The 23,224-nt window shown below is 63.3% G+C and carries 17 protein-coding genes and 2 tRNA genes; 15 read left to right on the top strand and 4 right to left on the bottom strand.

What is annotated here, in order from left to right; translation table 11 throughout:
- Positions 1-99 precede the first annotated feature (99 nt).
- Together ACT6Y9_RS00530 and ACT6Y9_RS00525 are read right to left on the bottom strand one after the other, a co-directional pair.
- Positions 100-176 (bottom strand) — tRNA-Arg (locus ACT6Y9_RS00530).
- A gap of 23 nt (positions 177-199) precedes the next feature.
- A tRNA-Pro gene (locus ACT6Y9_RS00525) sits at positions 200-276 on the bottom strand.
- 113 nt (positions 277-389) lie between these two features.
- On the opposite strand from ACT6Y9_RS00525, the gene argH reads away from it, so the two are divergent.
- The 3 genes from argH to ACT6Y9_RS00510 all read left to right on the top strand — a co-directional run bounded on the left by argH (position 390) and on the right by ACT6Y9_RS00510 (position 3,889).
- Positions 390-1,829, top strand: coding sequence for an argininosuccinate lyase (gene argH, locus ACT6Y9_RS00520; RefSeq protein ID WP_443743137.1), 1,440 nt, complete (start codon positions 390-392; stop codon positions 1,827-1,829).
- A 259-nt stretch (positions 1,830-2,088) separates the two neighbouring features.
- The gene (locus tag ACT6Y9_RS00515) at positions 2,089-3,078 is read left to right on the top strand and encodes a DMT family transporter (protein WP_443743136.1); all 990 of its coding nucleotides are present in this window, start codon (positions 2,089-2,091) and stop codon (positions 3,076-3,078) included.
- 37 nt (positions 3,079-3,115) lie between these two features.
- On the top strand, positions 3,116-3,889 hold the full coding sequence (locus ACT6Y9_RS00510; RefSeq protein ID WP_443743135.1) for a glycosyltransferase family 25 protein: 774 nt from the start codon (positions 3,116-3,118) through the stop codon (positions 3,887-3,889).
- Here the strand turns inward: ACT6Y9_RS00510 and rfbB are convergent.
- A complete protein-coding gene (rfbB, locus tag ACT6Y9_RS00505) occupies positions 3,882-4,886 on the bottom strand; it encodes a dTDP-glucose 4,6-dehydratase (RefSeq protein ID WP_443743134.1) in 1,005 nt (334 codons plus the stop codon). The two genes, ACT6Y9_RS00510 and rfbB, sit on opposite strands and share 8 nt — an antisense overlap.
- Before the next feature lie 102 nt (positions 4,887-4,988).
- On the opposite strand from rfbB, the gene rng reads away from it, so the two are divergent.
- The 12 genes from rng to ACT6Y9_RS00445 all read left to right on the top strand — a co-directional run bounded on the left by rng (position 4,989) and on the right by ACT6Y9_RS00445 (position 21,520).
- Positions 4,989-6,446 (top strand): ribonuclease G, encoded by a 1,458-nt coding sequence (rng, locus tag ACT6Y9_RS00500; RefSeq protein WP_443743133.1) that lies wholly within the window; start codon positions 4,989-4,991, stop codon positions 6,444-6,446.
- 51 nt (positions 6,447-6,497) lie between these two features.
- Positions 6,498-7,997: an exodeoxyribonuclease I gene (gene sbcB / locus ACT6Y9_RS00495; RefSeq protein WP_443743132.1), complete on the top strand. Its 1,500-nt coding sequence runs from the start codon at positions 6,498-6,500 to the stop codon at positions 7,995-7,997.
- Between the two features lie 51 nt (positions 7,998-8,048).
- Positions 8,049-9,485: an amino acid racemase gene (locus tag ACT6Y9_RS00490; RefSeq protein ID WP_443743131.1), complete on the top strand. Its 1,437-nt coding sequence runs from the start codon at positions 8,049-8,051 to the stop codon at positions 9,483-9,485.
- An 83-nt stretch (positions 9,486-9,568) separates the two neighbouring features.
- Positions 9,569-10,489, top strand: a complete 921-nt coding sequence (locus ACT6Y9_RS00485) for an NAD(P)-dependent oxidoreductase (RefSeq protein ID WP_443743130.1) — start codon at positions 9,569-9,571, stop codon at positions 10,487-10,489.
- Positions 10,490-10,593: 104 nt separating this feature from the next.
- On the top strand, positions 10,594-12,660 hold the full coding sequence (locus ACT6Y9_RS00480; protein ID WP_443743129.1) for a glutamine--tRNA ligase: 2,067 nt from the start codon (positions 10,594-10,596) through the stop codon (positions 12,658-12,660).
- 230 nt (positions 12,661-12,890) lie between these two features.
- Positions 12,891-13,220 (top strand): FMN-binding protein, encoded by a 330-nt coding sequence (locus ACT6Y9_RS00475; RefSeq protein ID WP_295479909.1) that lies wholly within the window; start codon positions 12,891-12,893, stop codon positions 13,218-13,220.
- A 150-nt stretch (positions 13,221-13,370) separates the two neighbouring features.
- A complete protein-coding gene (locus ACT6Y9_RS00470) occupies positions 13,371-14,471 on the top strand; it encodes an FAD:protein FMN transferase (protein ID WP_443743128.1) in 1,101 nt (366 codons plus the stop codon).
- Positions 14,472-14,605: 134 nt separating this feature from the next.
- Positions 14,606-18,004: a DNA polymerase III subunit alpha gene (dnaE, locus tag ACT6Y9_RS00465; RefSeq protein ID WP_443743127.1), complete on the top strand. Its 3,399-nt coding sequence runs from the start codon at positions 14,606-14,608 to the stop codon at positions 18,002-18,004.
- Positions 18,005-18,022: 18 nt separating this feature from the next.
- A complete protein-coding gene (locus tag ACT6Y9_RS00460) occupies positions 18,023-19,057 on the top strand; it encodes a glycosyltransferase (protein ID WP_443743126.1) in 1,035 nt (344 codons plus the stop codon).
- Between the two features lie 101 nt (positions 19,058-19,158).
- Entirely contained in the window at positions 19,159-20,160 is a 1,002-nt protein-coding gene (locus tag ACT6Y9_RS00455; protein WP_443743125.1) for a glycosyltransferase family 4 protein, read from the top strand.
- Between the two features lie 139 nt (positions 20,161-20,299).
- Entirely contained in the window at positions 20,300-20,536 is a 237-nt protein-coding gene (locus ACT6Y9_RS00450) for a glycosyltransferase family 9 protein (protein WP_443743124.1), read from the top strand.
- Between the two features lie 60 nt (positions 20,537-20,596).
- Entirely contained in the window at positions 20,597-21,520 is a 924-nt protein-coding gene (locus ACT6Y9_RS00445; protein ID WP_443743123.1) for a glycosyltransferase family 9 protein, read from the top strand.
- A gap of 33 nt (positions 21,521-21,553) precedes the next feature.
- Here the strand turns inward: ACT6Y9_RS00445 and recN are convergent, their stop codons facing one another.
- The gene (gene recN, locus ACT6Y9_RS00440) at positions 21,554-23,212 is read right to left on the bottom strand and encodes a DNA repair protein RecN (protein WP_443743122.1); all 1,659 of its coding nucleotides are present in this window, start codon (positions 23,210-23,212) and stop codon (positions 21,554-21,556) included.
- Positions 23,213-23,224 lie beyond the last annotated feature (12 nt).

The following is a 23,224-nucleotide window of genomic DNA, read 5'->3' as shown; positions in this document are numbered from 1 at the left end:
TTGGTGGAGATCTATCGTTCGACGAAGTGACCACTTCGCCGTGCGTCAGCCCTGTGTGGGAAACTTTTACTAACCGAAGTCTTATTGGATATGTGACATTGGTCCGCCCGGCGAGGCTCGAACTCACGACCCTCTGCTTAGAAGGCAGATGCTCTATCCAACTGAGCTACGGGCGGACTGGGATGGGGATGGACGACGATGGTCGGGGTGGCGAGATTTGAACTCGCGACATCTTGCTCCCAAAGCAAGCGCGCTACCGGACTGCGCTACACCCCGAAGTCTGTGGATTATATGGGGTGGGTCCGGAGCGGGGCAAATTTTCCCCCGCCGCCGCCGCGGCCCCCTTAAAATCACGTCTCTCCATAGTCTTCCCAAAGAAGAGGCTTTCCATGAGCGAAGCTCAAGACAACTCCAACGATCCCCTGCATGCCAAGAAGAAGGCCTGGTCCGGCCGCTTCTCCGAACCCGTCGACGCCTTCGTGCTGCGCTACACCGCCAGCGTGGACTTCGACAAGCGCATGGCGCTCGTCGACATCGACGGCTCCGTCGCCCACGCCACCATGCTCGCCAAGGTCGGCGTGATCACGCAGAAGGACCTCGAGGACATCAAGCGCGGCATGGCCCAGATCCGCGAAGAGATCCAGTCCGGCAAGTTTGAGTGGCAGCTTGAGCTTGAGGACGTGCACCTCAACATCGAGGCGCGCCTCACCGCTCTGATCGGCGACGCCGGGAAGCGTCTGCACACGGGCCGCTCGCGCAACGACCAGGTCGCGACCGACATCCGCCTCTACCTGCGCGGCGAAGTGGACGAGATCATCAAGCGCGTCGAGCACCTTCAGGAAGTGCTCGTCGCCCAGGCCGAAAAGAACTATAACGTCATCATGCCGGGCTTCACGCACATGCAGGTCGCCCAGCCCGTGACCTTCGGCCACCACATGCTCGCCTACGTCGAGATGCTCGAGCGCGACCGCGCTCGCCTGCTTGACCTGCGCCACCGCGTCAATGTCTCGCCCCTCGGCTCCGCGGCCCTTGCCGGCACGACCTACCCGATCGACCGCGAATACACGGCTCAGCTCCTCGGCTTCGAGGCCGTTTCCCAGAACTCGCTCGACGGCGTTTCCGACCGCGACTTCGCGATCGAGTTCTGCGCCGCCGCTTCGCTCATCATGATGCACATCTCCCGCCTCTCCGAGGAGCTCGTGATCTGGATGAGCCAGCGCTTTGGCTTCATCAAGCTGCCGGACCGCTTCACGACGGGTTCGTCCATCATGCCGCAGAAGAAGAATCCGGACGTTCCGGAAACGGCCCGCGGCAAGTCCGGCCGCGTCTTCGGCGACTTGATGTCGATGCTCACGCTCATGAAGGGCACGCCGCTCGCCTACAACAAGGACTTCCAGGAAGACAAGGAACCGGTCTTCGACGCCATCGACACCGTCAAGGACACGCTGCGCGCCTTCTGCGACATGATGGCCGGCGTCGAACCGCAGACCGATGCCATGCATCAGGCCGCGCAGATGGGCTTCCCCACCGCCACCGACCTTGCCGACTACCTCGTCCGCCACGGCGTTCCCTTCCGCACCGCCCACGACATCGTGGGTCAGACGGTCCGCGCCGCCGCTGAGCGCAAGTGCGGCCTCGAAGAGCTCCCGCTTGAAGTTCTTCAGGGCTTCTGCGACAAGATCGAAGGCGACGTCTACAAGGTGCTTTCGCTCGAAGGCTCCGTCAACGCCCGCAACCATCTTGGCGGCACCGCCCCCAATCAGGTTCTCGCGCAGACGAAACGTTGGGAAAAGATCTTTGCTGAGCGCGCTGCCAAGGCCGCGAAGTAAGCGCCGATCTTCCTGACCCCAAACGGGCCGCCCGATCCGATTTCGGGCGGCCCTTCGTTTACCCGCTGCCAGACACAGGCGAGCTTTGCTAGCCTCAGGGAGAGATCCTTGAGGAGGGGCGCCAGTCCGGCAAAAGCCTTTGAAAGGCTTGCTCCGACGTCTCAGCCGGTTTTCATTGCGTTCCCAATGCAGCCGCGCGCGGCCGATAGCGCTTTCCTCCCGCGCCAGTTTCCACCCGAAGTTCCATCTAGAGGCAGTCGTGTTCGTTGGTCTGATGTTCGGCGTTTTCGCCTGCGCCCTTTGGGGGTTGGTCTACATGATCCCCTTGTGGCTCTCCGCCTACGACCCCATGCTGATCGCGCTTGCCCGCTACACGATCTTCGGCGCCTTTTCGGCAGTGCTTCTCTGCTTTCAGCGAGAGTCGCTCAGAAAAATGACGCGGAGCGACTGGGGAAACGCTCTGGCGCTCGGCGTCGTCGGAAACCTCTTCTTCTACTGGCTTCTCGCGTCTGCCGTACAGTTGTCGGGCGCGCCGATCGCCGGCGCCTTCACGGCGATGATTCCGATCTGCGTGGCGGTGGTGGCGAACCTCCGTGCGCGCCGCCACGGCCAGGCCGTGGCCTGGCGCAGGCTCGCCTTTCCGCTGACCTTGGTTGCGCTCGGTATGGTCTGTCTCAACTGGACGGAGTTCTCCTACTTTCTCGCGAGTTCCGATGAACCACCTTCTGGCTTCTGGCTCGGCGTCTTCTTTGCCTTCCTCTCCCTCATCGTCTGGACCTGGTACCCGATCAGCAATGCCGAATGGCTGATCCACCACCGCGGCCAGCTCTCGGCCACCTTCTGGACGGCCGCGCAGGGTGCGGCCGCGCTCCCTGCCGCCGCTTTCGGCCTGGTCTGGTGGATCGCCGCCGCGCCTTCCGTTGAGGCCGTGTTTGCCCCAACGCCGGAACACTTCCTCATCGGCACCCTCATCCTCGGCCTCATCTGCTCATGGTTGGCCATCTGCTTCTGGAACGCCATGAGCCAGCGCTTGACGCCTGCACTGGGTGGTCAGATGATCATCTTTGAGACGATCTTCGCCGTGATCTACGCCCACATCATGCGGCACGCCCTGCCTACGCCCCTGATGAGCACCGGCATGACGCTTCTCCTGATCGGCGTCTTCCTCTCCGTACGGGTCTTTCAGAAGTCATCCGCCCGCAAGGGGGAAATTGAACTTTCCGAGAAGACGCAGCATTCGGCTCCCTGAAAAATCACCGACCGACAACAATCAATCCGCATCCTCCATGCTTCGCCTCGTCATCAATCTCGACCGGTCTCCCGAGCGTTGGGAATCCGTAAGAAATCAATTTGACCAACTGAATCTCCCCATCACCCGCATCTCAGGCGTCGACGGGCGGCAACTGAGCACCGAAACACTCCGGAATATTCAGATGCCGCTTAAGGACAAATGGGAGTTCCCGAGACTTCTGTCCCCCGGAGAAGTCGGCTGCTACCTTTCCCATATCAAATGTTGGGAGCTTCTGGCGAAGTCAAAGGAATCCTGGGCGCTCATCATTGAAGACGACATTCAGATCTCCCCGGAAGCCGCAGACTTTTTCCGCGATGCCTCATGGATCCCGAAGGATCTGGAGTTGGTGCAGCCCTTCAACTTCTTCGACAACTGCACCATGAAGGTTGCCAAACATGAGTACTCCGTCATGCACGGGAGGAAGCTCATGCATCCCTACAAGCCCTCCCCGATTGGCACCCTTGCCTACTTTATTACGAAAAAGTGTGCCCTTGATGCCCTCGCAGCCAGTCGAAAATTGGGCATGCCGGTGGATGAATTCTTGTTTGGCTCGATGTCTTCCTGGGCGAAAAAACATCCGGTATGGAAACTCAACCCCGTCCTGGCGTTGCCCGTCGGATTCGATTCAACCATCCAGTTGAACCGCGGCAAGAAGCCCCACACATCGTCGACATGGGCGCGCCTTTCTCCACGTCGCTATTTCATGAGGCTACAGAACTCGCTTCGTCGTCGTCTTTGCTCGAAAAAGGAGGTCTTCATTTTCAAATGACCTCCTTCACCCCGCCGAGGTACCAGTCGACGGTATCCCTGAGGCCCGTGTAGAAGTGAATCTTCGGCTTCCACCCCAGCGTGCGCCTCAACTTCTCCGGATTGAGCCCATAGCGCACGTCGTGTCCGGGGCGGTCCGCGACGTGGCGGATGAGGTCCGCGTAGGAGCCGTCCGGATGAGGAGCGAGTTCGTCAAGGATGCCGCAGATGCGACGGACGTAGTCGATGTTGGCGAGTTCGTTTTCCGCCCCCACGTTGTAGATCTCGCCGGGCGCGCCGCCTTCGAGGATGCGTTCGAGCGCCCTGCAGAAGTCCGAGACGTGGATCCAGTCGCGGATCTGACGGCCGGAGCCGTAGATCGGGATCGGCTCGCGGGCGAGCGCCTTTTGTATGACGCTCGGCGTGAGCTTCTCGCAGTACTGCCGCGGGCCGTAGTTGTTCGTTGAGCGCACCGTTATGACGGGCAGCCCGTAGGTGCGCGCATAGGCGCGGCCGAGTTGATCGGCCGCAGCCTTGCTCGCCGAGTAGGGACTGCTCGGGTCGAAGGGCGTCGTTTCGACGGCGGGCGGCGCGACGGGCGTGAGAAACCCGTAGACCTCGTCGGTCGAGATGTTGATGAAGCGGAATTCCGACTTTTCACTCGGCGGGAGCGACTCCCAGTAGCGCTTCGCGGCGTCGAGCATCGTCGCCGTACCGAGCACGTTCGTCTCAATGAAGATCTTCGGCCCGGAGATGGATCGGTCCACGTGGCTCTCGGCGGCGAAGTGAATCACCACCCGCGGGCGCGCCCGGTCGAAGGCGTCCGCTACCGCCTCGGCGTCCGCTACGCTAGCGTGGATGAAGCGGTGGCGGACGTCGCCGCGCAGATCGGAGAGGTTCTCAAGGTTTCCCGCGTAGGTGAGCGCGTCGAGATTCGTCACCGGTTCGTCGTGGTGAGCGAGCCAATCAAGAATGAAGTTCGAGCCGATGAAGCCGGCGCCGCCGGTGATGAGGAGCATGCGTTCGAATTCCGTCTGTCGCGAGCGCCGCCCCCTATACAATGGGGCGGCATTTTTTCTTTTCGTGAGGAGGCGCCCCGGGAAGGCGGGCGTCGTGAGTTCGTGGAACAGATACTCATCAACAGCTCCAGAGAGGAGGCGCGCGCCGCCATTTTAGAAGACGGCGTTCTGCAGGACATTCTGATCGAGCGCACCTACGCGAGAGGCTTGGTCGGCAACGTCTACTACGGCCAAGTGGTCCGCGTGCTTCCCGGCATGCAGAGCGCGTTCCTCGACGTCGGACTCGAGCGGACGGCGTTCCTTCACATTGCGGAGATCGAAGGCGCGCGCACGGAGTCCGGCGCCTTGAAGCCCATCGAGACGATGCTCCACGAAGGGCAGCGTCTGATGGTGCAGGTGGCGAAGGACCCGATCGGCACGAAGGGTGCGCGCCTCACGACGACGATTTCGCTCGCCGGCAGAAAGCTCGTCTACCTTCCGAACGACAACCACGTCGGCGTGTCGCAGAAAATCGACGACGAAGCGCTCCGCGAGCGGCTGCGCGCCGAGGTGACGGCGCTCCGTCCTCCTGAAGAAAAGGGCGGCTACATCATCCGCACGAGCGCCGAAGAGGGCGCGACCGAAGCGGAGTTCCGCGCCGACATGACGTACCTCTCACAGCTCTGGCAGGGCATCCGCAAGGCCGCGCAGGAAGCGAAGGGGCCGGCGCTCCTCTACGAGGACCTCACGCTCGCACAGCGGATTCTGCGCGACCTCGTGCACGAAGAGACCGTCTCGATCGAGGTGGACGACGAAAAGGCCTGCACCGCCCTGCGGCGCTTCGCCGAACAGTTCGTGCCGGCAGCCGCCGGACGGCTCAAGCACTATACGGGCGACGCGCCGCTCTTCGAGCACTACGGCATCGAGCAGGAGATCGAGAAGGCGCTCGCGCGCCGCGTCGACTTGAAGAGCGGCGGCTACCTCGTCTTCGACCAGACGGAGGCGATGTCCACGATCGACGTCAATACGGGCGCCTACGTGGGCAAGCGCGACTTCAGCGACACCATCTTCAAGACGAACCTCGAGGCGGCGCAGGTGATCGCGCGGCAGCTGCGGCTGAGGAATCTCGGCGGCATCATCATCGTGGACTTCATCGACATGGCGAAGGACGCGCACCGCGAGGCGGTGCTCTCGGAGCTGCGCCGCGAAGTCGCGCGTGACCGCACGAAGATGACGGTCTCGAACTTCAACGAACTCGGCCTCGTCGCGATGACGCGCAAGCGCACCCGCGAGTCACTCGCGCACGTGCTCTGCGAAACGTGCCCGATCTGCGGCGGAAGAGGCGAGATCAAGACCGCCCGCACGGTCTGCTACGACATCCTGCGCGAGATCGTGCGGCTCGCCAAGCAGTACCGCACGATGAAGGAGTTCCGCATCCTGGCGAGCCAGACCGTGATCGATCTTCTGCTCGAAGAGGAATCGCAGGCGCTTGAACTCCTGCAGCAGTCGATTGAAAAGCCCATCCTGCTCGAAGTCGAGAGCGCCTACCCGCAAGAGGAGTGGGACGTGATCATCGCGTAGTGCCCCCCCGAGAGACCAGAGAAACGAAAAGAAGAAAGGACGAAAGACACCATGGCTGAGCAGACAGGGCGCGGCGCCCCCCAAACCTTCTACTGGTACGACTACGAAACCTTCGGCGTCAATCCCCGCCGGGACCGCCCTGCGCAGTTCGCGGGGCGGCGCACGAATCTGGACCTCACGCCTGCCGGTGAAGGCGAAGTCTTCTACTGCCGTCCGCCCATGGACCAGCTCCCGAGCCCGGAAAGCGCTCTTCTCACCGGCATCACGCCACAGCTTTGCGCGGAAAAGGGGCTCAACGAGGCCGAATTCTCGCAGCGGGTGTTCGAGCGGCTCAACACGCCCGGCACCATCAGCATCGGCTACAACACGCTCGGGTTCGACGACGAGGTGAACCGCTTCCTCTTCTGGCGCAACTTCCTCGATCCCTACACGCACAGCTGGCAGCAGGGATGCTCGCGTTGGGATCTCTTCCCCCTCGTCTGCGCCGCCTGGGCGCTCCGGGGCGACGGCATCGTCTGGCCGCAGTGGCAGGACCTGGTCGACGTCTACCCGAAGGCCAGGGGGCGCTCGGGCGTCTGCTTCAAGCTCGAATTCCTCACCAAGGCGAACGGCGTCGGGCACGACCACGCCCACGACGCGCTCTCGGACGTCCATGCGACGATCGGGCTCGCTCGCCTGCTGGTGGAGAAGGAGCCGCGCCTCTGGCAGTGGGCGCTTGAGAACCGCACGACGCAGAAGGTGCACGAGGCGTTGGCCGACCGCAAGCCCGTCGTCTGGGTGACGCCGCGCTTCGGCGTCGCGCGCGGCTGCACGGGCATCGTCGCCTGCCTCCACCAGGAGAAGCACGACTGCTGGATGTGGGACCTCACTGCGGATCCGACCCTTCTGCGCACGCTCTCCTTTGAAGAGCTCCGCCGCCGCATCAAGCTTCCCCACACGGACCCGGAGGCGCTCCCGATCCGCAAACTGAAGGCGAACGCCTCGCCCTTCGTCTGCGCGAACCTGCGGGTGCTTTCGCCCGAGCGCGCCGCGCGCTACGGCATCGACCTCGCGGTCGCGGCGGAAAACATCCGGAAGTTCCAGGAGCTCGCCCCGTTGGTGGCGCCCGCGCTCGCGGACGTCCTCTCCGATCGATTTGCCAACGAAGACGCCGCTCCCGTGACCAACCCCGACGCCTCGCTCTACCAGGGCTTCCCTTCGAGAAACGACAAGCTCGCCTTCGCGCGGATCCGGGCGAGCAGCCCTGAGCAGCTCAAGGCTGCCGCAGCGTCGGGGGAGATCCATTTCGACGACCCGCAGTTCGCCGAGCTGCTGCTGCGCTACCGCGCGCGCAACTGGCCCGAAACGCTCTCGGAGGAAGAGGCGCAGCACTGGCGGGCGTTCTGCCGCTCGCGGCTGATCGAAGGCGCCGACCGGGCGATCACGCTCCAGAAGTACTTCGACGAAATTGACGCCCTGCAGGCCTCGCCCCGGTATGAGGACGAGGCGCATCAGGAAATCCTGGGCGCGCTCTACGACTGGGGGGAATACCTTGGGTCCGCAGCCGAATAGTTGCGCTAAATTGGAGAAATACGGCCGGACCAGCCGTTGAGGAGAAAACACATGGCACAAAAGAAAATCGGCATCGCCTGCGGCATCAATCCGCTGCCCGCTCTGAAGGCGAAGTCCTGGGTGATCGGCGCGGCTTCGGACTCCGACCAACAGGTCGAAGTGGTGGAGTCCGCCGTCGAGCTGCCGCTCGAGGCGCCCACGGACCGCATTGCGTTGGGCGACCGCAAGATCACGGCGTTCCTCGCGGTGCGCGAGCTCGAGCGCGCGGGATGCGACGCGGCGGTGCTCCCCGACATCAAGAGCATGCCCTTCCTCGCCGAGGTGCAGCAGGAGGTGCAGATCCCCGTGGTCTCCCTCTTTGAAGCCCTCGTCGCGAAGGTGAAGACGGGCGCGGTGAAGAAAATCGGCCTTCTCGGCAAGGCGCTTCCCGTCGAGTTCTATGAGAAGCTCTTCGACGATGCGCTCGAGGTGATCCACCCCGACGAAGCGCTTCTGGCGGTCTTCGCCAAGGTGCAGAACCCCTGCGAAGGCCTGAGGAAGTACGGCCTCACGCCGGAATTCAATGAGCTCCTCCTCAAGGCGGGCGAGAAGCTCGTCGCCGAAGGAGCGGAGCTTCTCATCCCGAACTGCACGCAGATGGCGCGCTTTGCCGAAGAGCTCCGCCTCGAAGGCCTTCCCGTCGAGGACATTCTCAAGGACGCGGCGGACATCGCGGTTCTGAAGACGCCCGTGAAGCGCCCGAAGCCCTTCAAGGTCGGCATGATCGGCGGCCTCGGGCCGGCGGCGACCGTCGACCTCTACGACAAGATCGTGAAGGCGACCCCCGCCAAGATCGACCAGGAGCACATCAAGCTCGTCGTTGAGCAGAACCCGCAGATTCCCGACCGCACGGCCTGCCTCCTCAAGGGCGGCGAAGACCCGACGCTCGCGCTCTTCAACTGCGCCAAGCGCCTCGAAGAGGACGACTGCGACGCGCTCATCGTGCCCTGCAACACCGCGCACGCGTTCCTGCCCTACCTCGAGCGCTTCATCCGCATTCCGTTCATCAACATGCAGCAGGCCGCGCTCGACGAGATCAAGGCGAAGCTGGGCGACAAGGCGCGCATTGGGCTTCTCGCCACGACGGGCACGGTCCAGACCGGGATCTACGGCAAGAAGGCCGAGGCGATGGGGCTGCCGATGTTCACGCCGGGCGCCGAAAATCAGGAGCGCGTCATGGCGGCGATCTACGGCCCCAAGGGCGCCAAGGCGGGCTTCACCGACGGTGTGTGCCGCGAGGATCTCCTCGCGGGCGCCGAAGAGCTCGTTCGCGAGCACGGCTGCAACTGCCTCATTCTCGGCTGCACGGAGCTCCCGCTCATCCTCGACGAATCCGACGACTTTGAAGTGGCCGGCGCCCACGTGGTCGTGATCGACCCGACGGCGGCCCTGGCGCGCAAGGTCGTGAAGACCGCCGAGGCTTCGTTTGAAAAGACGGGCGTCCGCTAAAGACACCTGATTCCGCCTCTCCGGCGCCGGTTCTTCTTCAAGAGGCCGGCGCCGTTTTCCTTTTTCCCTCGAGGAGACTCCTCATGCCTCAGCACAACACCACGCCCCGCCGCGCCGCCTTCATCGGGCTCGGCGTCATGGGCTATCCGATGGCGGGCCATCTCGTCCGCGCGGGCTACGCCGTCACGGTCTACAACCGCACGGCGGAAAAGGCCGCGCGGTGGGTGAAGGAAACGGGCGGCGCCGCCGCGCCGACGCCGCGCGAAGCCGCCGCAGGGGCCGACGTCGTCTTCGCCTGCGTCGGCAACGACGACGATCTGCGCAGCGTCGTCCTCGGGCCTGACGGCGCCTTCGCCGGCATGAAGGCGGGCACGGTCTTCGTGGACCACACCACGGCGAGCGCGCTCGTGGAGCGCGAGCTCGCAGCCGAGGCGCAGCAACGTGGCTTCGGATGGCTCGACGCGCCCGTGTCGGGCGGTCAGGCGGGCGCGGAGAAGGGCTGCCTCACGGTCTTTGCGGGCGGCGACGCCGCCGTGCTTGAAGCCGTTCTTCCGGTGCTTGAAGCCTACAGCGCCAAGGTGACCCATTTCGGCGCCGCGGGCTCGGGGCAGCTCGCGAAGATGGTGAACCAGATCTGCATCGCCGGGTGCGTCGAGGGACTCGCCGAAGGGCTCGCCTTCGGCATGAACGCCGGACTCGACATGGAGAAGCTCCTCGACGCCCTCTCGGGGGGCGCGGCCTCCTCCTGGCAGATGGTGAACCGCGGCCGCACGATGGTCGAAGAGAAGTTCGACTTCGGGTTCGCGCTCGACTGGATGCGCAAGGACCTCGGGTTCGCGCTCGCCGAAGCCGGGCGCAACGGCTCGGAGCTTCCGGTCACGCGCGCCGTCGCCGAACGCTACGACCGGCTTTCGGCCGCGGGCGACGGCCGGCTCGACACGTCGGCCCTGATCCGTCTCCTGCCACGCCCCAATGCGGAGGAATCCGCCGCAAAGCCGCGGTAGAGACGCGCTGCGGCGCTAAAATCAAAGGTTTTCAGAACACTTTTCCCTGAGGGCGCGGCGCCTGCCGCCGCGCCCCATCAATCTTTCCCTGGATCACACACGCGATGACGGACAACACGGAAGCCCAGGCCGGGCGCGCGACCAACTTCATCCGCAACATCATTGAAGAAGACCTCGCCGAAGGCGCCAATCAGCCCCGCTTCTGGTGCGGGCATCCGGCCCCGTATTCCGAGCAGCTCGAAAAGGGCGTGCCCGACCCGGCCAAGATCCGCACGCGCTTTCCGCCCGAACCGAACGGCTACCTCCACATCGGCCACGCGAAGAGCATCTGCCTCAACTTCGGGCTCGCCCGCGACTACGGCGGACGCTGCCACATGCGCTTTGACGACACGAATCCGGTGAAGGAGGATCAGGAGTACGTCGACGGCATTCTCGACAGCGTCAAATGGCTCGGCTTCACCTGGGAGCACGGCGCGGAGAAGAACCTCTACTTCGCGAGCTCGTACTTCGAGTACATGTACGCCTTCGCCGAGCATCTGATCAAGACGGGCTACGCCTACGTGGACGAGCAGACGGCCGACGAAATGCGCGACAACCGCGGCACGCTCACCGAGCCGGGCCGGAATTCACCCTACCGCGACCGTCCGGTCGAAGAGAACCTGCGCATCTTCCGCGAGATGCGCGAGGGCAAACACGCCGAAGGCTCCATGGTGCTGCGCGCCAAGATCGACATGGCGAGCCCCAACATCAACCTGCGCGACCCGGCGATCTACCGCATCCGCTTCGCCGAGCACCATGCGACGGGCACGAAGTGGTGCATCTACCCGATGTACACGTTTGCCCATCCGATCGAGGACTCGCTCGAGAACATCACGCACTCGATCTGCACGCTCGAGTTTGAGGACCAGCGCGCGTTCTACGACTGGGCGCTCGAGCGCATCGTTCCGGCGCTGCGCACGCCGCAGTTCGAAGAGGCGAAGCGCCTCGTCGCCGAAATGGCCGCGGGCGCCCACCCGAAGGCGGCCGAATTCGTCGCCGCGGCCTACGCCGCCCGCGAAAAGTTGGGCCAGAGCGCTCCGGAAGCGCGCGCCGCGGAGACCTTCGCCGGCTGGCAGGACGCGGTTCCCGCGCTCGACGACGCCTCCGTGAAGACCTTCTTCGAGCTGCTCCTCGCGCACCCCGAGAACTTCACGCCGCTCCTGCAGGCCGCGCTCTCGGTGGTCCGGAAGAACTTCTTCCTCCTCTCGCACCAGTACGAGTTCAACCGCCTCAACCTCACCTACGTCGTGGTGAGCAAGCGCAAGCTCATCCAACTCGTCACCGAAAAGCGCGTGGACGGCTGGGACGACCCGCGCATGCCGACGATCGTCGGTCTGCGCCGCCGCGGCTACACGCCCGAGAGCCTGCAGAAGTTCGCCGAACGCTGCGGCGTCTCGAAGGTTTCGGGCGGCTGGATCGACTACGCGGTCCTCGAGCAGTGCCTGCGCGAGGACCTTGAGGCGCGCGCGCTGCGCCGCTCCGCGGTGCTCCGCCCCCTGAAGCTCGTGATCGACAACTACCCCGAAGGGCGGTCCGAAACGCTCGTCGCCGAGAATCACCCGCAGAAGCCCGAGCTCGGCCAGCGCGAGATCACCTTCTCGCGCGAACTCTGGATCGAGGAGAGCGACTTCGCCGAAGTGCCCCCGAAGGGCTTCCGCCGCCTCACGGTCCCCGCCGACGGCTCGCCCGCGAAGCCCGTGCGCCTGCGCTACGGCTACGTGATCGTGCCCACGGGCTTTGAGAAGGACGCCGACGGGCGCGTCACCGTCGTGCACGCGAACTACCTCCCCGAGACGAAGTCCGGCACCGAGGGGTCGCTCGCCGTGAAGACGAAGGCGACGATCCACTGGCTCGACGCCGCGACGGCCGTGCCCGCCGAAGTGCGCGTCTACGACCGGCTCTTCAACGTCCCGAACCCGGAGGCGGGCGAAGGGAGCTACCTCGACCGCCTCACCCCCAACTCCAAGGTCGTGCTCTCGAGCTTCGTCGAACCGGCCGCGGCCGCCGCCGCGCCCGACGAGAAGTTCCAGTTCGAGCGCTGCGGGTACTTCGTCGCCGACCGCAAGGACCACGCGCCCGAGCACCCCGTCTTCAACCTCTCCGTGGGGCTGCGCGACTCCTGGGGCAAGTGAGCCCGTAGAGAATCGTTTTGGCCGTTCGGACTACGCCAAGAGGAGTCTCTCCAAATGGGGAGGCTTCTCCCGAACGCCCAAATTCTCTGTGATATCATGAGCCGTCGCTTGAGATACGGGATTACCCCGCCTCGGCGTACAACATTCCAACCTCCGGACGGCCCTCCGGACGAACGAACGTCCCGCCGCCCTTTGGTTCATGCGCATTTTTTTGGAAGGAAACTGCAATCATGAAGAAGATCATCGTCGCCGCCGCCGCCGCTCTCCTCGCCGTCGGCGCTCAGGCCGCCACCTACAAGGACGGCTCCTACACGGGCGAAGGCAAGGGCCGTGAATCCGTGATCACCGTCCAGGTTGATGTTGCCGGCGGCAAGATCTCCAACGTCAAGGTCCTCAAGCACGGCGAAACCGAAATGATCATCGCCGCTCCGATCGAGCAGATGATCCCGGAAATCGTCAAGAAGAACGGCGTCGAGGGTGTTGACTCCGTCGGCGGCGCCACGCTCTCCTCCGAGGGCATCAAGGCCGCCGTCAAGGACGCGCTCTCCAAGGCCAAGTAATCCGGCTTTGAGCTGAGATCCGGTCTTCGGGCCGGTTCGCAGAAGATCCGCAAAGGGGGAAACGCAGTTTCTGCGCCTTCCCCCTTTTTGTTTTGAGACCTTCCCCGCACCCGGGAGCCCCTCATTGAACCGCGCCGCCCCTGCTCCATCATGCGCATCGCCACTCTGAAGCCCCTTCTTCTCTCCTCCGCTCTTGCTCTTCTTCTTGCCGCCGGTCTTCCCGCCGCCGCGGAGCCCGCCGCGCCCGCAGCGGCGGCCGGGCAGCCCGAAGCCGTCGAATACGAGCTCGACACGGCCACCTTCCACATGGGCACGCTCGTGAAGGCAAAGGTCTTCGGCAGCACGCAGGAGGAGACGAAGCGCTTCGCCGAGCTCGTTGAATCCGAGGTCGTCCGCTTCGACGACATGATGAGCGTGCACAAGGCGACGCCCCTGAACGAAGTCAACCGCCGTGCGGGCGAGTGGGTTCCCGTGACGCCCGAGATCGCCGAAATGTCCAGTACGGCCTTCGAAATCGCGGACCTCACGGGGAGCGCCTTCGAGCCGATGATCGGGCCGCTCGTGAACCTCTGGAAAATCGGCTTCGGAGGCGACAAGGTGCCCGACGAGGCCGAGATCAAAAAGGCCATCGCCCTCGTGGACCACCGCCACGTAAAGATCACCGAAAAGAAGGGGCAGTGGTATATGCGGATCGCCCCGGGGCAGAACGTCGACATGGGCGGCATCGCCAAGGGCTACATCGGACAGAAGCTCGTCGAGAAGCTCTCGGCCGAAGGCGCCCGCCATGCGCTGCTCGACCTCGGCGGCAACGTGGTCGCCCTCGGCGAAAAATTCCCGGGCCAACCCTGGCGCATCGGACTGCAGAGCCCCGACAAGACGCGCGGCGACTACTTCGCCGTCCTCTCGGCCGCAGACGAAAGCGTGATCACCTCGGGCGCCTACGAGCGCAACTTCGAGAAGAACGGCCATCGCTACGGCCACATCCTAAGCCCGACCACGGGACGCCCCGTCGAGACCGACCTCGCCTCCGTCACCATCGTGGACCGCGACGGCGCACGCGCCGACGCACTGTGCACGGCGCTCTTCGCGATGGGCTTTGAAAAGGCCGAAGCCTTTCTCACGGCGCACCCCGAAATTCACGCCGTACTCCTGCGCGACGACCTGAAGGAGACGCTGGTCTCGGCCGCCCTGAAGCCGAAGTTCCAAGCCTTCGACGAACACCTCGTCGTGCGCTTCCTCGAGGCGAAGTAGCACTCCCGCGCAGAGGGAGAGTACGCAGAGACTCACCGAACGCTCTTCCTCTATCATCCTTCATCGGCGCCGATCCTCCGTCGGGGACCGGCGCCTTTCCTTCCGCCCAATCCCCGCCGCGCTCCTCCGCCCGCATGTCGTCCGATCCCCGCTTCATCCATCTGCGCTTCCATTCCGAATATTCGATCACGGACGGCATCGTCCGCATCGACCCGATGATCCACGCCGTCGCGCAGTCGGGCGGCGTTGCGGTGGGCATCAGCGACCTGATGAACATCTTCGGCGGGCTGCGCTTCTACACGCATGCGCTCGCCGCGGGCATCAAGCCGATCCTCGGGTGCGACCTGCGGATCATCAACCGCAAAGACCCGGCGAAGCCCTACCGCATGGGCGTCGTGTGCATGAACCACACGGGCTACCACTCGCTCTGCGTGATCCTCACCAGGGCCTTCCTCACGAAGAACGACGCCCAGAGAGGGCTCGTGGACCCGGCCTGGTTCGACGACGGCGGTGCCGAGGGGTTGATCGGCCTTTCGGGCGCGGCCCAAGGTGAACTGGGGCAGCTCCTTCTCGCGAAGCGTTGGGTGCCCGCCAAAGAGGCCTTGGAGCGCCTCAAGGCGCAGTTCCCCGGGCGCTTCTACATTGAGCTTCAGCGCGCCGGAAGGCCTTCGGACGAGCTCGCCACCGCCCGGCTCGCGAACTTCGCGGTCGAGCATCAGATGCCCGTGGTCGCGACCCACCCGATTCAGTTCCTCAACAAGGAGGACTTCGAGGCGCACGAAGTGCGCTGCTCCATCGCCGAGGGCTACACCCTCGGCGACCCGCGCCGCTCACGGCTCTTCACCGAGGAGCAGTACTTCAAGAGCGAGGAGGAGATGTGCGCGCTCTTTGCGGACATCCCCGCCGCGCTCGAAAATTCCGTCGAGATCGCCAAGCGCTGCAACCTCGACGGCGTGCTCTCCAAGCCCCAGCTGCCGCTTTTCCCCACGCCCGACGGCATGTCGCTCGACGACTACATCGACAAGCTCGCCAAGGAGGGCCTGCAGCGCCGTCTCGAATTTCTCTACCCCGACCCGAAGGTGCTCGAGGAGAAGCGCCCCCCGTACGACAAGCGCCTTGAGTACGAGCTCGGCATCATCAAGGGGATGAAGTTCCCCGGATACTTCCTCATCGTGCAGGACTTCATCAACTGGTCCAAGCGCAACGGCGTGCCCGTGGGGCCGGGCCGCGGCTCGGGCGCGGGCTCGCTCGTTGCCTATTCGCTCGGCATCACGGACCTCGATCCCCTGCACTTCGACCTCCTCTTCGAGCGGTTCCTCAACCCGGAACGCGTCTCGATGCCCGACTTCGACGTGGACTTCTGCCAGTACAACCGCGACCGCACGATCGAGTACGTGAAGCGCGCCTACGGCGCCGACGCGGTGAGCCAGATCGCGACCTTCGGCACCCTCGGCGCCAAGGCCGTGGTGCGCGACGTCGGCCGCGCGCTCGACGTACCGTACATGAAGACCGATGCGTTGGCGAAGCTCATTCCGATGCAGCCCGGGCGGAACATCTCGCTCGACGAGGCGATCGCCGAAGTGCCTGAATTCAAGGAGGCGATCGAGAACGACGACGAGTACCAGGAGATCATCCGCATCGCCCGGCCGCTCGAAGGCCTCACGCGCAACCTCGGCATGCACGCCGGCGGCGTGCTGATCGCGCCGGGCAAGCTCACCGACTTCTGTCCGCTCTACAACTCGGACGGACGCCCCGAGAACACCATCAGCCAGTACGACAAGAAGGACGTCGAGAACGTCGGCCTCGTGAAGTTCGACTTCCTCGGCCTCACGACGCTCTCGATCCTCGCCAAGGCGGTGGAGTTCATCGACAAGCTCTACCCCGAGCAGCGCTTCGAACTTGAGCGCATCCCGGTGGACGACGCCGAGACGTACGAACTCTTCCAGCAGGGCAACACCGCCGCGGTCTTCCAGTTTGAATCGGAAGGCATGCGCACGCTTCTCAAGCAGGCCAAGCCCGACCGCCTCGAAGACCTCGTCGCCTTGAACGCCCTCTACCGTCCGGGCCCGATGGACCTGATTCCGTCCTTCATCGACCGAAAGTTCGGCCGCGAGAAGGTCGAGTACCTTGACCAACGCATGGAGAGCGTGCTCAAGGAGACCTACGGCATCATGGTCTATCAGGAGCAGGTGATGCGCGTCGCGCAGGTCGTGGGCGGCTATTCGCTCGGCGGCGCCGACCTCCTGCGCCGCGCCATGGGCAAGAAGAACGTCGAGGAGATGAAGCGCCAACGCGCCGTCTTCGTCAAGGGCGCGGGCGAGCGCGGGGTGAAGGAGTCGGTCGCCACCGAAATCTTCGACCTGATGGAGAAGTTCGCGGGCTACGGCTTCAACAAGTCCCACGCGGCCGCCTACTCCTACGTCGCCTATCAGACGGCGTACCTGAAGGTTCACCACACCGCGAGCTTCTTCGCCGCCAACCTCTGCATGGTGATGGACGACGGCGACAAGATGAAGGCGCTCGTCAACGACGCCAAAGCGAACGGCGTGAACTTCCGCATCGCCGACGTCAACAAGAGCGAATGGTTCTTCTCGGTCCCGACGGAGGCGCACATCCGCTTCGGTCTCGGTGCGATCAAGGGCATGAACCGCTCGATAGTCGATTCGATCCTGCGCACGCGCGCGGCCGAAGGCCTCTTCACGGACATCTTCGACTTCGCCAAGCGCGTGCCGGAAGTGAACCAGAAGATCTTCGAGAGCCTCATCAAGGCGGGCGCCTTCGATTCGATCGACCCGCGCCGCGGGGTGCTGCTCGCGAACGTCTCCGACGCCATCCAGTATTCGCGCAACCTCCAGGAGCACCTCGGTCAGGACGCGCTCTTCGGCGACGAAGTCGAAAAGCCCACGCTCACGAAGCCCTCGATCGACTGGTCGCCCATCAAGGCGCTCGATGAGGAGCGCGGCGTCTACGGCTTCTGGGTGAGCGGCCACCCCTACGGCGCCCTGCAGCGCCTGATGCCCCGCCTCAAGGAGAAGCGCCTCCTCGACCTCGCCCCCTCGCAGACCTCCGAGCAGGTCTGCGGCCTCGTCTCCGAGGTTCGTCAGGTGACGGGCAAGAAGGGCGTCTTCGGAATCCTGAAGCTCGACGACGGCACGGCCGCGCTCGACGTCCTCTGCTACAGCTCGATCTGGGAGCACGTGAAGGGCAAGGTCGCCGTCAACAACTTCCTCGCCGTCACCGGCAAGGTGAAGTTCGACGACTACACGAAGCAGCTCTCCGTCATCGCCGACGGGTGCCTCTCGCTCGAGGAGTACATCGCGGCGAACGACCTGCGCCTGAGCATCACCTACGTGCCCGAGCTCTTCGAGGCGCTCACGAAGGACCTGCTCCACAACACCCAGGGCATTCCCGCTTCGATCGTCTACGCTTCGAAGGAGAAGGGCTACGCGGGACGGATCGACGTCCGGCGCTTCCGCGGATCGGCCGCGAAGCTCCTGCAGCTGAGCGACATGGTCCCCCTGAGCTTGAACTGACCTGAGGTGAACGACATCATGCGCATCGGATTCTTCTTCCGCCCCGCCAACCCCTGCGGATGGCGCGACGCCTACGTCGCCGACCTCGTCGAAGCGGCGGCCGTGCTCGGACACGTTCCGGTCGTCTTCGCAATGGCGGAGGACGCCGCGGAACTCCCGTCCAAGACCGTCGAGACGCACGTCTACGCGCCGCCGAGGCTGCTTCCGGCGGCGCTCCGCCTGCGGCTCTTCCACAATTGGCTCGTGAAGGAAGCGCCCCGTCATGCGCTCGACATCACGATCGGCTTCGGCGCCGGAGGGCTCCCCGACATCCTCGTCATGAGGAGCGTCGAGGAGAGCCGCCTTCTCGCGGTGTGCGAGCACGCACTTCCCTTCGACCAGATCGTGATCAGCCTCGAGAAGGAGGCCTGCGCGAAGGCCTCGCGCGTAATCGCGCTCTCCCCGCGCATCCGCGAGGAGCTCATTGCGACCTACGGCGTTCCGCCCGAGCGCATCCGGGTCGTCCGGCCGCCCTTTCAAAAACCCGCAGCGTGCTCGCTCACGCGCCGGGAGCTGCGCGACAAGTACGGCGTCCCGCAGGACCGGACCGTCTTTCTCTTCCCCTCCTTCGATGTGAAGGGGAACGGCTTCGACTTTCTGAAGCGCTACTTCACCTCGAACCCGCACGACTTCATGCTGCTCGCGGCGGGCCGTCCCGTGCCGGGGAACCGCTTCATCAAGTCCGTTCCACGACTGGAGAACATGTCGGACCTCTACCGGCTCGCCGACTACACGATCCTCGCCGCGCCCTACGATCCTGTCGGCACGATTGCGTGGGAGAGCGCCGCCTGCGGCACGCCCGTCGTCGCGACGGAGAATATCGGCGAACCAGAGGAACTTCCGGAAGATGTCTGCAGGACCTACAGCCCGCTGGAGATCAACTCTCTGGGGCTACTGATGGATGATTTGGCAAAGAATCCATTATCCCCGGCAAGTCAGTCTCGTATTCCTCATGAGCGAGACGAGCACACGCTGCAAGCACATCTGCAGACATTATTAATAGCAAATAGCTGAATAATTGAAGCAAGCGAGTGATTTAATTTACTTAATTTAAAACAAGGGGGCACGGCATGCGGATCGGTTTCTTTTGCTGTACTTTTGGCAAATCTGGGGGCATGGAGACCTATGCACTGAACCTGATACAGGCCGCTATTTCACTTGGACACAAGCCCATAGTTTTCTGCATGAAGTCGGACCCTCAATTGAAGCTGCGGGAACAATGCGAAGTTGTCGAGCACAAAATCCCATCCCTTATTCCGAATAAACTTGGCGTATATCTTTTCCATCGTTGGCTGATCAGCGAGTCAGCCAAGCACAATTTAGACTTATCCATTGGCTGCTGCACTGGGGGGTTACCTACCGTCATGGCATGTGGCGGAATCAAGGCAGGATATCTGAAAGCCATGGGGAAAATCGCCCTGCCGCTAGATCAGCTGATTATGCGGATTGAGAAATCCGCATATTCTGCTGCAAAGATTATCGTAGCTCATTCCAAAATGATGGCCTCCGAACTGGAAAAATACTATAAAATAAACAGTAGCAAAATACACGTCATCTACCCCCCGGAAAAAACAAACCAATCACCCAAAATGTATGACAAAAATAAACTGCGGGAGAAATACGGCATTAAAAAATGGGAAACAGTATTTCTATTCCCCTCATCCAGTCACAAAAGAAAGGGGCTGGATGTTATCAGAGATTACTTTACAACCAATAAAACGCATGATCTTCTCTTGGTTGCCGGAAAACCTGCGAAGGAAGAAGGCAACATCAAATCCCTCGGTTTTTGCGAAAATATGCAAGAACTTTATCAATTGGCCGACTACACCGTATTAGCAAGTCGCTACGAGCCCCTTGGCTTGGTGGCGGCAGAAAGCATCCTTAATGGAACTCCCGTCATTATCTCCAAAAATAGTGGATGCTGCGAAGTTTTGTCCGAGAAGGCTATACGCACGTTTGATCCATTCAAAAAACACGACTTTGAGGACCTCGTTGCAAAAGTGAAGGTCGCCCCACCTGCCATAACGCCGCCATTCTCTAAATACATATCCCCCGAGTTTTTTGAGACTCCTTGCAAGCACCTCGAGAAAATCATCACATTAACGCAAGGAGAGTGACGCAATGACATTAATCCACAAAACCCTCGCAGCATACAGAAATATCAATACCAAGAGGCTTTTGCGCCGAAAAGCATAAGGAATAAACAACTTTGTCGAGAGAATTAACAGCGATTCGCTCAAGCTCCTTCATGGAGTCGTGCAGAACATACCCGGATGCTCGTTGATTATTACTCCCGACACTTCGATCATTCATGTCGCATCAGCATTCAACATCCCCGTCGTCGCCATGTATAGAAACAACGGCAGGGAATACTACAATTACACGATGTTGGAGACTTTGACCCCTCTTTTCGAAACAAGAGAAATCATCATCAGTTCTGAAAAATTAAAACGATCACCCCCATATCTCGGATATCAAACCACACAATCATAAATTCAATCGAAAGCATTCTCACCAAACTCTCTACATTGGATCGTTGATATGCCTAATGTCTTGTGTCGTCTCCCAAACCACGTCGGCGACTGCTGCATGGCGCTTCCCGGTCTTCGTCTGCTCGAGGCGAGCGGCGTCAAGCCCGTTCTAACGGGCAAGCGCTGGGCTGAAGATCTGCTCGCCGGCACGGGCTGGCAGTTCGAGCCGATCGAAGGCCACGTGACGGAGGATCTCTCCCGCATCCGCAACATCGCCAACCGCTTCGGCGGCCACCCCCGCGGACTGCTCTTCCCGAACTCCTTCAGCTCGGCGCTCCTCTATGCCGTGGGCGGCATCAAGAGCGCGGGGTACCCGACGGACTGGCGGCGGTTCCTGCTCGAAAAGTCCGTCCCCGAACCCGGGAAAATGCACGAAGTGGAGCGCTTCTTCACCCTTGCGCACGGGGCTCTCGAAGCCTGGGGCGTCAAGCCCGCCTGGGACAAAGTCCCGCCCTCGCTCGGTCTCACGCCCTTGAAGCGCCATGAAGCCGCCGCCCGCAACCTCATGGCCGAATACGGCATCCCGCAGAACTTCGCGTTGCTCGCCCCCGTCGCCAGAGGCCTTCACCACGGCAAGAAGAAGCACTGGGAGCACTTCAATGCGCTCTGCGCGCCCTTGCGTGCCATGGGCGTCGAACCGGTGGTCTTCCCGGCCGTGCGGGAGGTCGAGGAGGTGAAGGCGGCGTGCCCCGACGCCAAGATCTGCCCGCCCACGACGCTCGGGACTCTGGCGGCGCTCGCGAAGCGCGCCCGCGTCGTCGTTGCGAACGACTCCGGCATGAGCCATGTGGCGGCGGCGGTCGGCGCCAATCAGATCACGCTGATCGGCGTCACGGACCCCACCCGCACGAGCCCCTGGAACCCCCGGGCGGTCGTGCTTGGGCGCGAGGGCGCCTGGCCGACGGTGGATGAAGTCCTCGCCGCCCTGAAGAAAATCATCGGCTGACGAAGACGCCGGATGAATCGCGCGCGAACGGCGCTACGCGCCGTTCGACTTCACCATCTCCTCGGCGAGGACCTTCGTCTTCTGCGTGATGAGGAGGCCGCCCAACATGCGCGCGATTTCATCGACCCGCGCCTGACCGAAGAGCTCCTTGAGGTAGCTCACGGTCTCGATGCCGTCGGAAACCTTCTCGACCTTGAGGTGATGGTCGCCGCAGGCGGCGACCTGCGGGAGGTGCGTGACGCAGAGCACCTGGCGCGTTTCGCCGAGCTGCTTCATCATGCGGCCCACCACTTCGCCCGTAGCGCCGCCCACGCCGCTGTCCACCTCGTCGAAGATGAGCGTGGGGACGGTGGTGTTCCGCGAGGTGAGCGTGAAGACCGCCAGGCCGATGCGGCTCAGCTCGCCCCCCGAGGCCACCTTTGCGAGCGGGCTCACCTCGACGCCGGGATGACCCGCCATCAGGAATTCACACTTTTCGGCCCCCGACTCCGAGGGAGGGCAGGGATTGAGCGCGATCTCAAAGCGCCCGCCCCTCATCGAGAGCTTCTGCATTTCTTCGGTGACGGCGCGGGCGAGCTTCTCCGCCGCGGCGCGGCGCAGCTTCGTGAGCTCCGCCGCTGCGGCGTCGTAGGCGCGCCTCGCCGCCGCTTCGTATTCCTTGAGCTGATCGAGGTTCTCCTCGTCCTGCAGCTCGGCGAGCCGCTTCCTGCTCTCGGCCTGGAGTTCGTGCAGAAGTTCGGGTTCTGTGCGGTACTTCCGCGCCGTCGTGAAGTAGCGCGAAACGCGCCGGTCCACCTTCTCAAACCGCGCGCCGTCCGTGTCGGTGCGGTCGAGGATGTTCTCAAGGTCCCCTGCGGCGTCGTCAATCAACTCCGCCGCGCTCGTGAGCGTCTCGCTCACGTTGCGCAGACGCTCGTCATACTCCGCGAGCTCCTCAACCTTCATCTGCGCCTTCGTCACCAGGTCGCCCGCGGCGTTCTCGCCCTGCGTCAGCCACTCGATGCATTCGGAGAGCCCTTCGGAGATGGAAACGCCGTGCGCGAGGCGCGTGTGCTCGAGGTTGAGCGCCTCCCATTCGCCCTTTTTGGGTGAGAGGGCGTCGAGGTCTTCGAGCACCCAGGAGAGCTGCTCGATCTTCGCGGCGCGGACTTCCGAGCTCGAGGTCGCCTCGGCGAGGCGCTTCGCCCGGGCGCTCCATTCGGCATGGGCCGCCTTCACGCGCTCGAGCGCCGCGCCGTCTTCTGCGTAGGCGTCGAGGAGCTTGAGCTGACACGCGGATTTGAGGAGCAGCTGATGCGCGTGCTGCCCCTGGATGTCCACGAGGTTGTCGCCCAACTCCCTCAGCTGCGAGAGCGTCACCGTAATGCCGTTGATCCACGCGCGCGAGCGCCCGCTGCGGTCGATGCTGCGGCGCACGAGCACGTTCTCCATTCCCTCTTCGAGCAGGTCGTTTTCGACGAGCCAGCGCTTCGCGGCCTCCGTCACCGCAAACTCGGCGATGATGTTTGCGCGCTCGGCGCCCTTGCGCACGAGGTCGGAATCCCCCCTCGCGCCGCGGATGAGCTCGATCGCGTCGATCAGGATGGACTTGCCCGCGCCCGTCTCGCCCGTGAGCACCGTGAAGCCTGAAGAAAGATCGAGCGAGAGCTGGTCGACGATGACGAAGTCCTTGAGGTTCAGGGTCGTGAGCATGAGGGAAGCGCT

This window comes from Sutterella sp., assembly GCF_052272535.1.
Classification (GTDB): domain Bacteria; phylum Pseudomonadota; class Gammaproteobacteria; order Burkholderiales; family Burkholderiaceae_F; genus Sutterella.
The sequence above is the reverse complement of the archived record's forward strand: the minus strand, read 5'-3'. Positions and strand labels throughout refer to the sequence as shown.

Excerpts from the sequence above, each read along its gene's own strand:
- argH (WP_443743137.1), top strand. The coding sequence starts at position 390 with ATGAGCGAAGCTCAAGACAACTCCAACGATCCCCTGCATGCCAAGAAG.
- ACT6Y9_RS00510 (WP_443743135.1), top strand. The coding sequence starts at position 3,116 with ATGCTTCGCCTCGTCATCAATCTCGACCGGTCTCCCGAGCGTTGGGAA.
- rfbB (WP_443743134.1), bottom strand. The coding sequence starts at position 4,886 with ATGCTCCTCATCACCGGCGGCGCCGGCTTCATCGGCTCGAACTTCATT.
- sbcB (WP_443743132.1), top strand. The coding sequence starts at position 6,498 with ATGGCTGAGCAGACAGGGCGCGGCGCCCCCCAAACCTTCTACTGGTAC.
- ACT6Y9_RS00490 (WP_443743131.1), top strand. The coding sequence starts at position 8,049 with ATGGCACAAAAGAAAATCGGCATCGCCTGCGGCATCAATCCGCTGCCC.
- ACT6Y9_RS00485 (WP_443743130.1), top strand. The coding sequence starts at position 9,569 with ATGCCTCAGCACAACACCACGCCCCGCCGCGCCGCCTTCATCGGGCTC.
- ACT6Y9_RS00480 (WP_443743129.1), top strand. The coding sequence starts at position 10,594 with ATGACGGACAACACGGAAGCCCAGGCCGGGCGCGCGACCAACTTCATC.
- ACT6Y9_RS00475 (WP_295479909.1), top strand. The coding sequence starts at position 12,891 with ATGAAGAAGATCATCGTCGCCGCCGCCGCCGCTCTCCTCGCCGTCGGC.
- ACT6Y9_RS00470 (WP_443743128.1), top strand. The coding sequence starts at position 13,371 with ATGCGCATCGCCACTCTGAAGCCCCTTCTTCTCTCCTCCGCTCTTGCT.
- dnaE (WP_443743127.1), top strand. The coding sequence starts at position 14,606 with ATGTCGTCCGATCCCCGCTTCATCCATCTGCGCTTCCATTCCGAATAT.
- ACT6Y9_RS00460 (WP_443743126.1), top strand. The coding sequence starts at position 18,023 with ATGCGCATCGGATTCTTCTTCCGCCCCGCCAACCCCTGCGGATGGCGC.
- ACT6Y9_RS00455 (WP_443743125.1), top strand. The coding sequence starts at position 19,159 with ATGGAGACCTATGCACTGAACCTGATACAGGCCGCTATTTCACTTGGA.
- recN (WP_443743122.1), bottom strand. The coding sequence starts at position 23,212 with ATGCTCACGACCCTGAACCTCAAGGACTTCGTCATCGTCGACCAGCTC.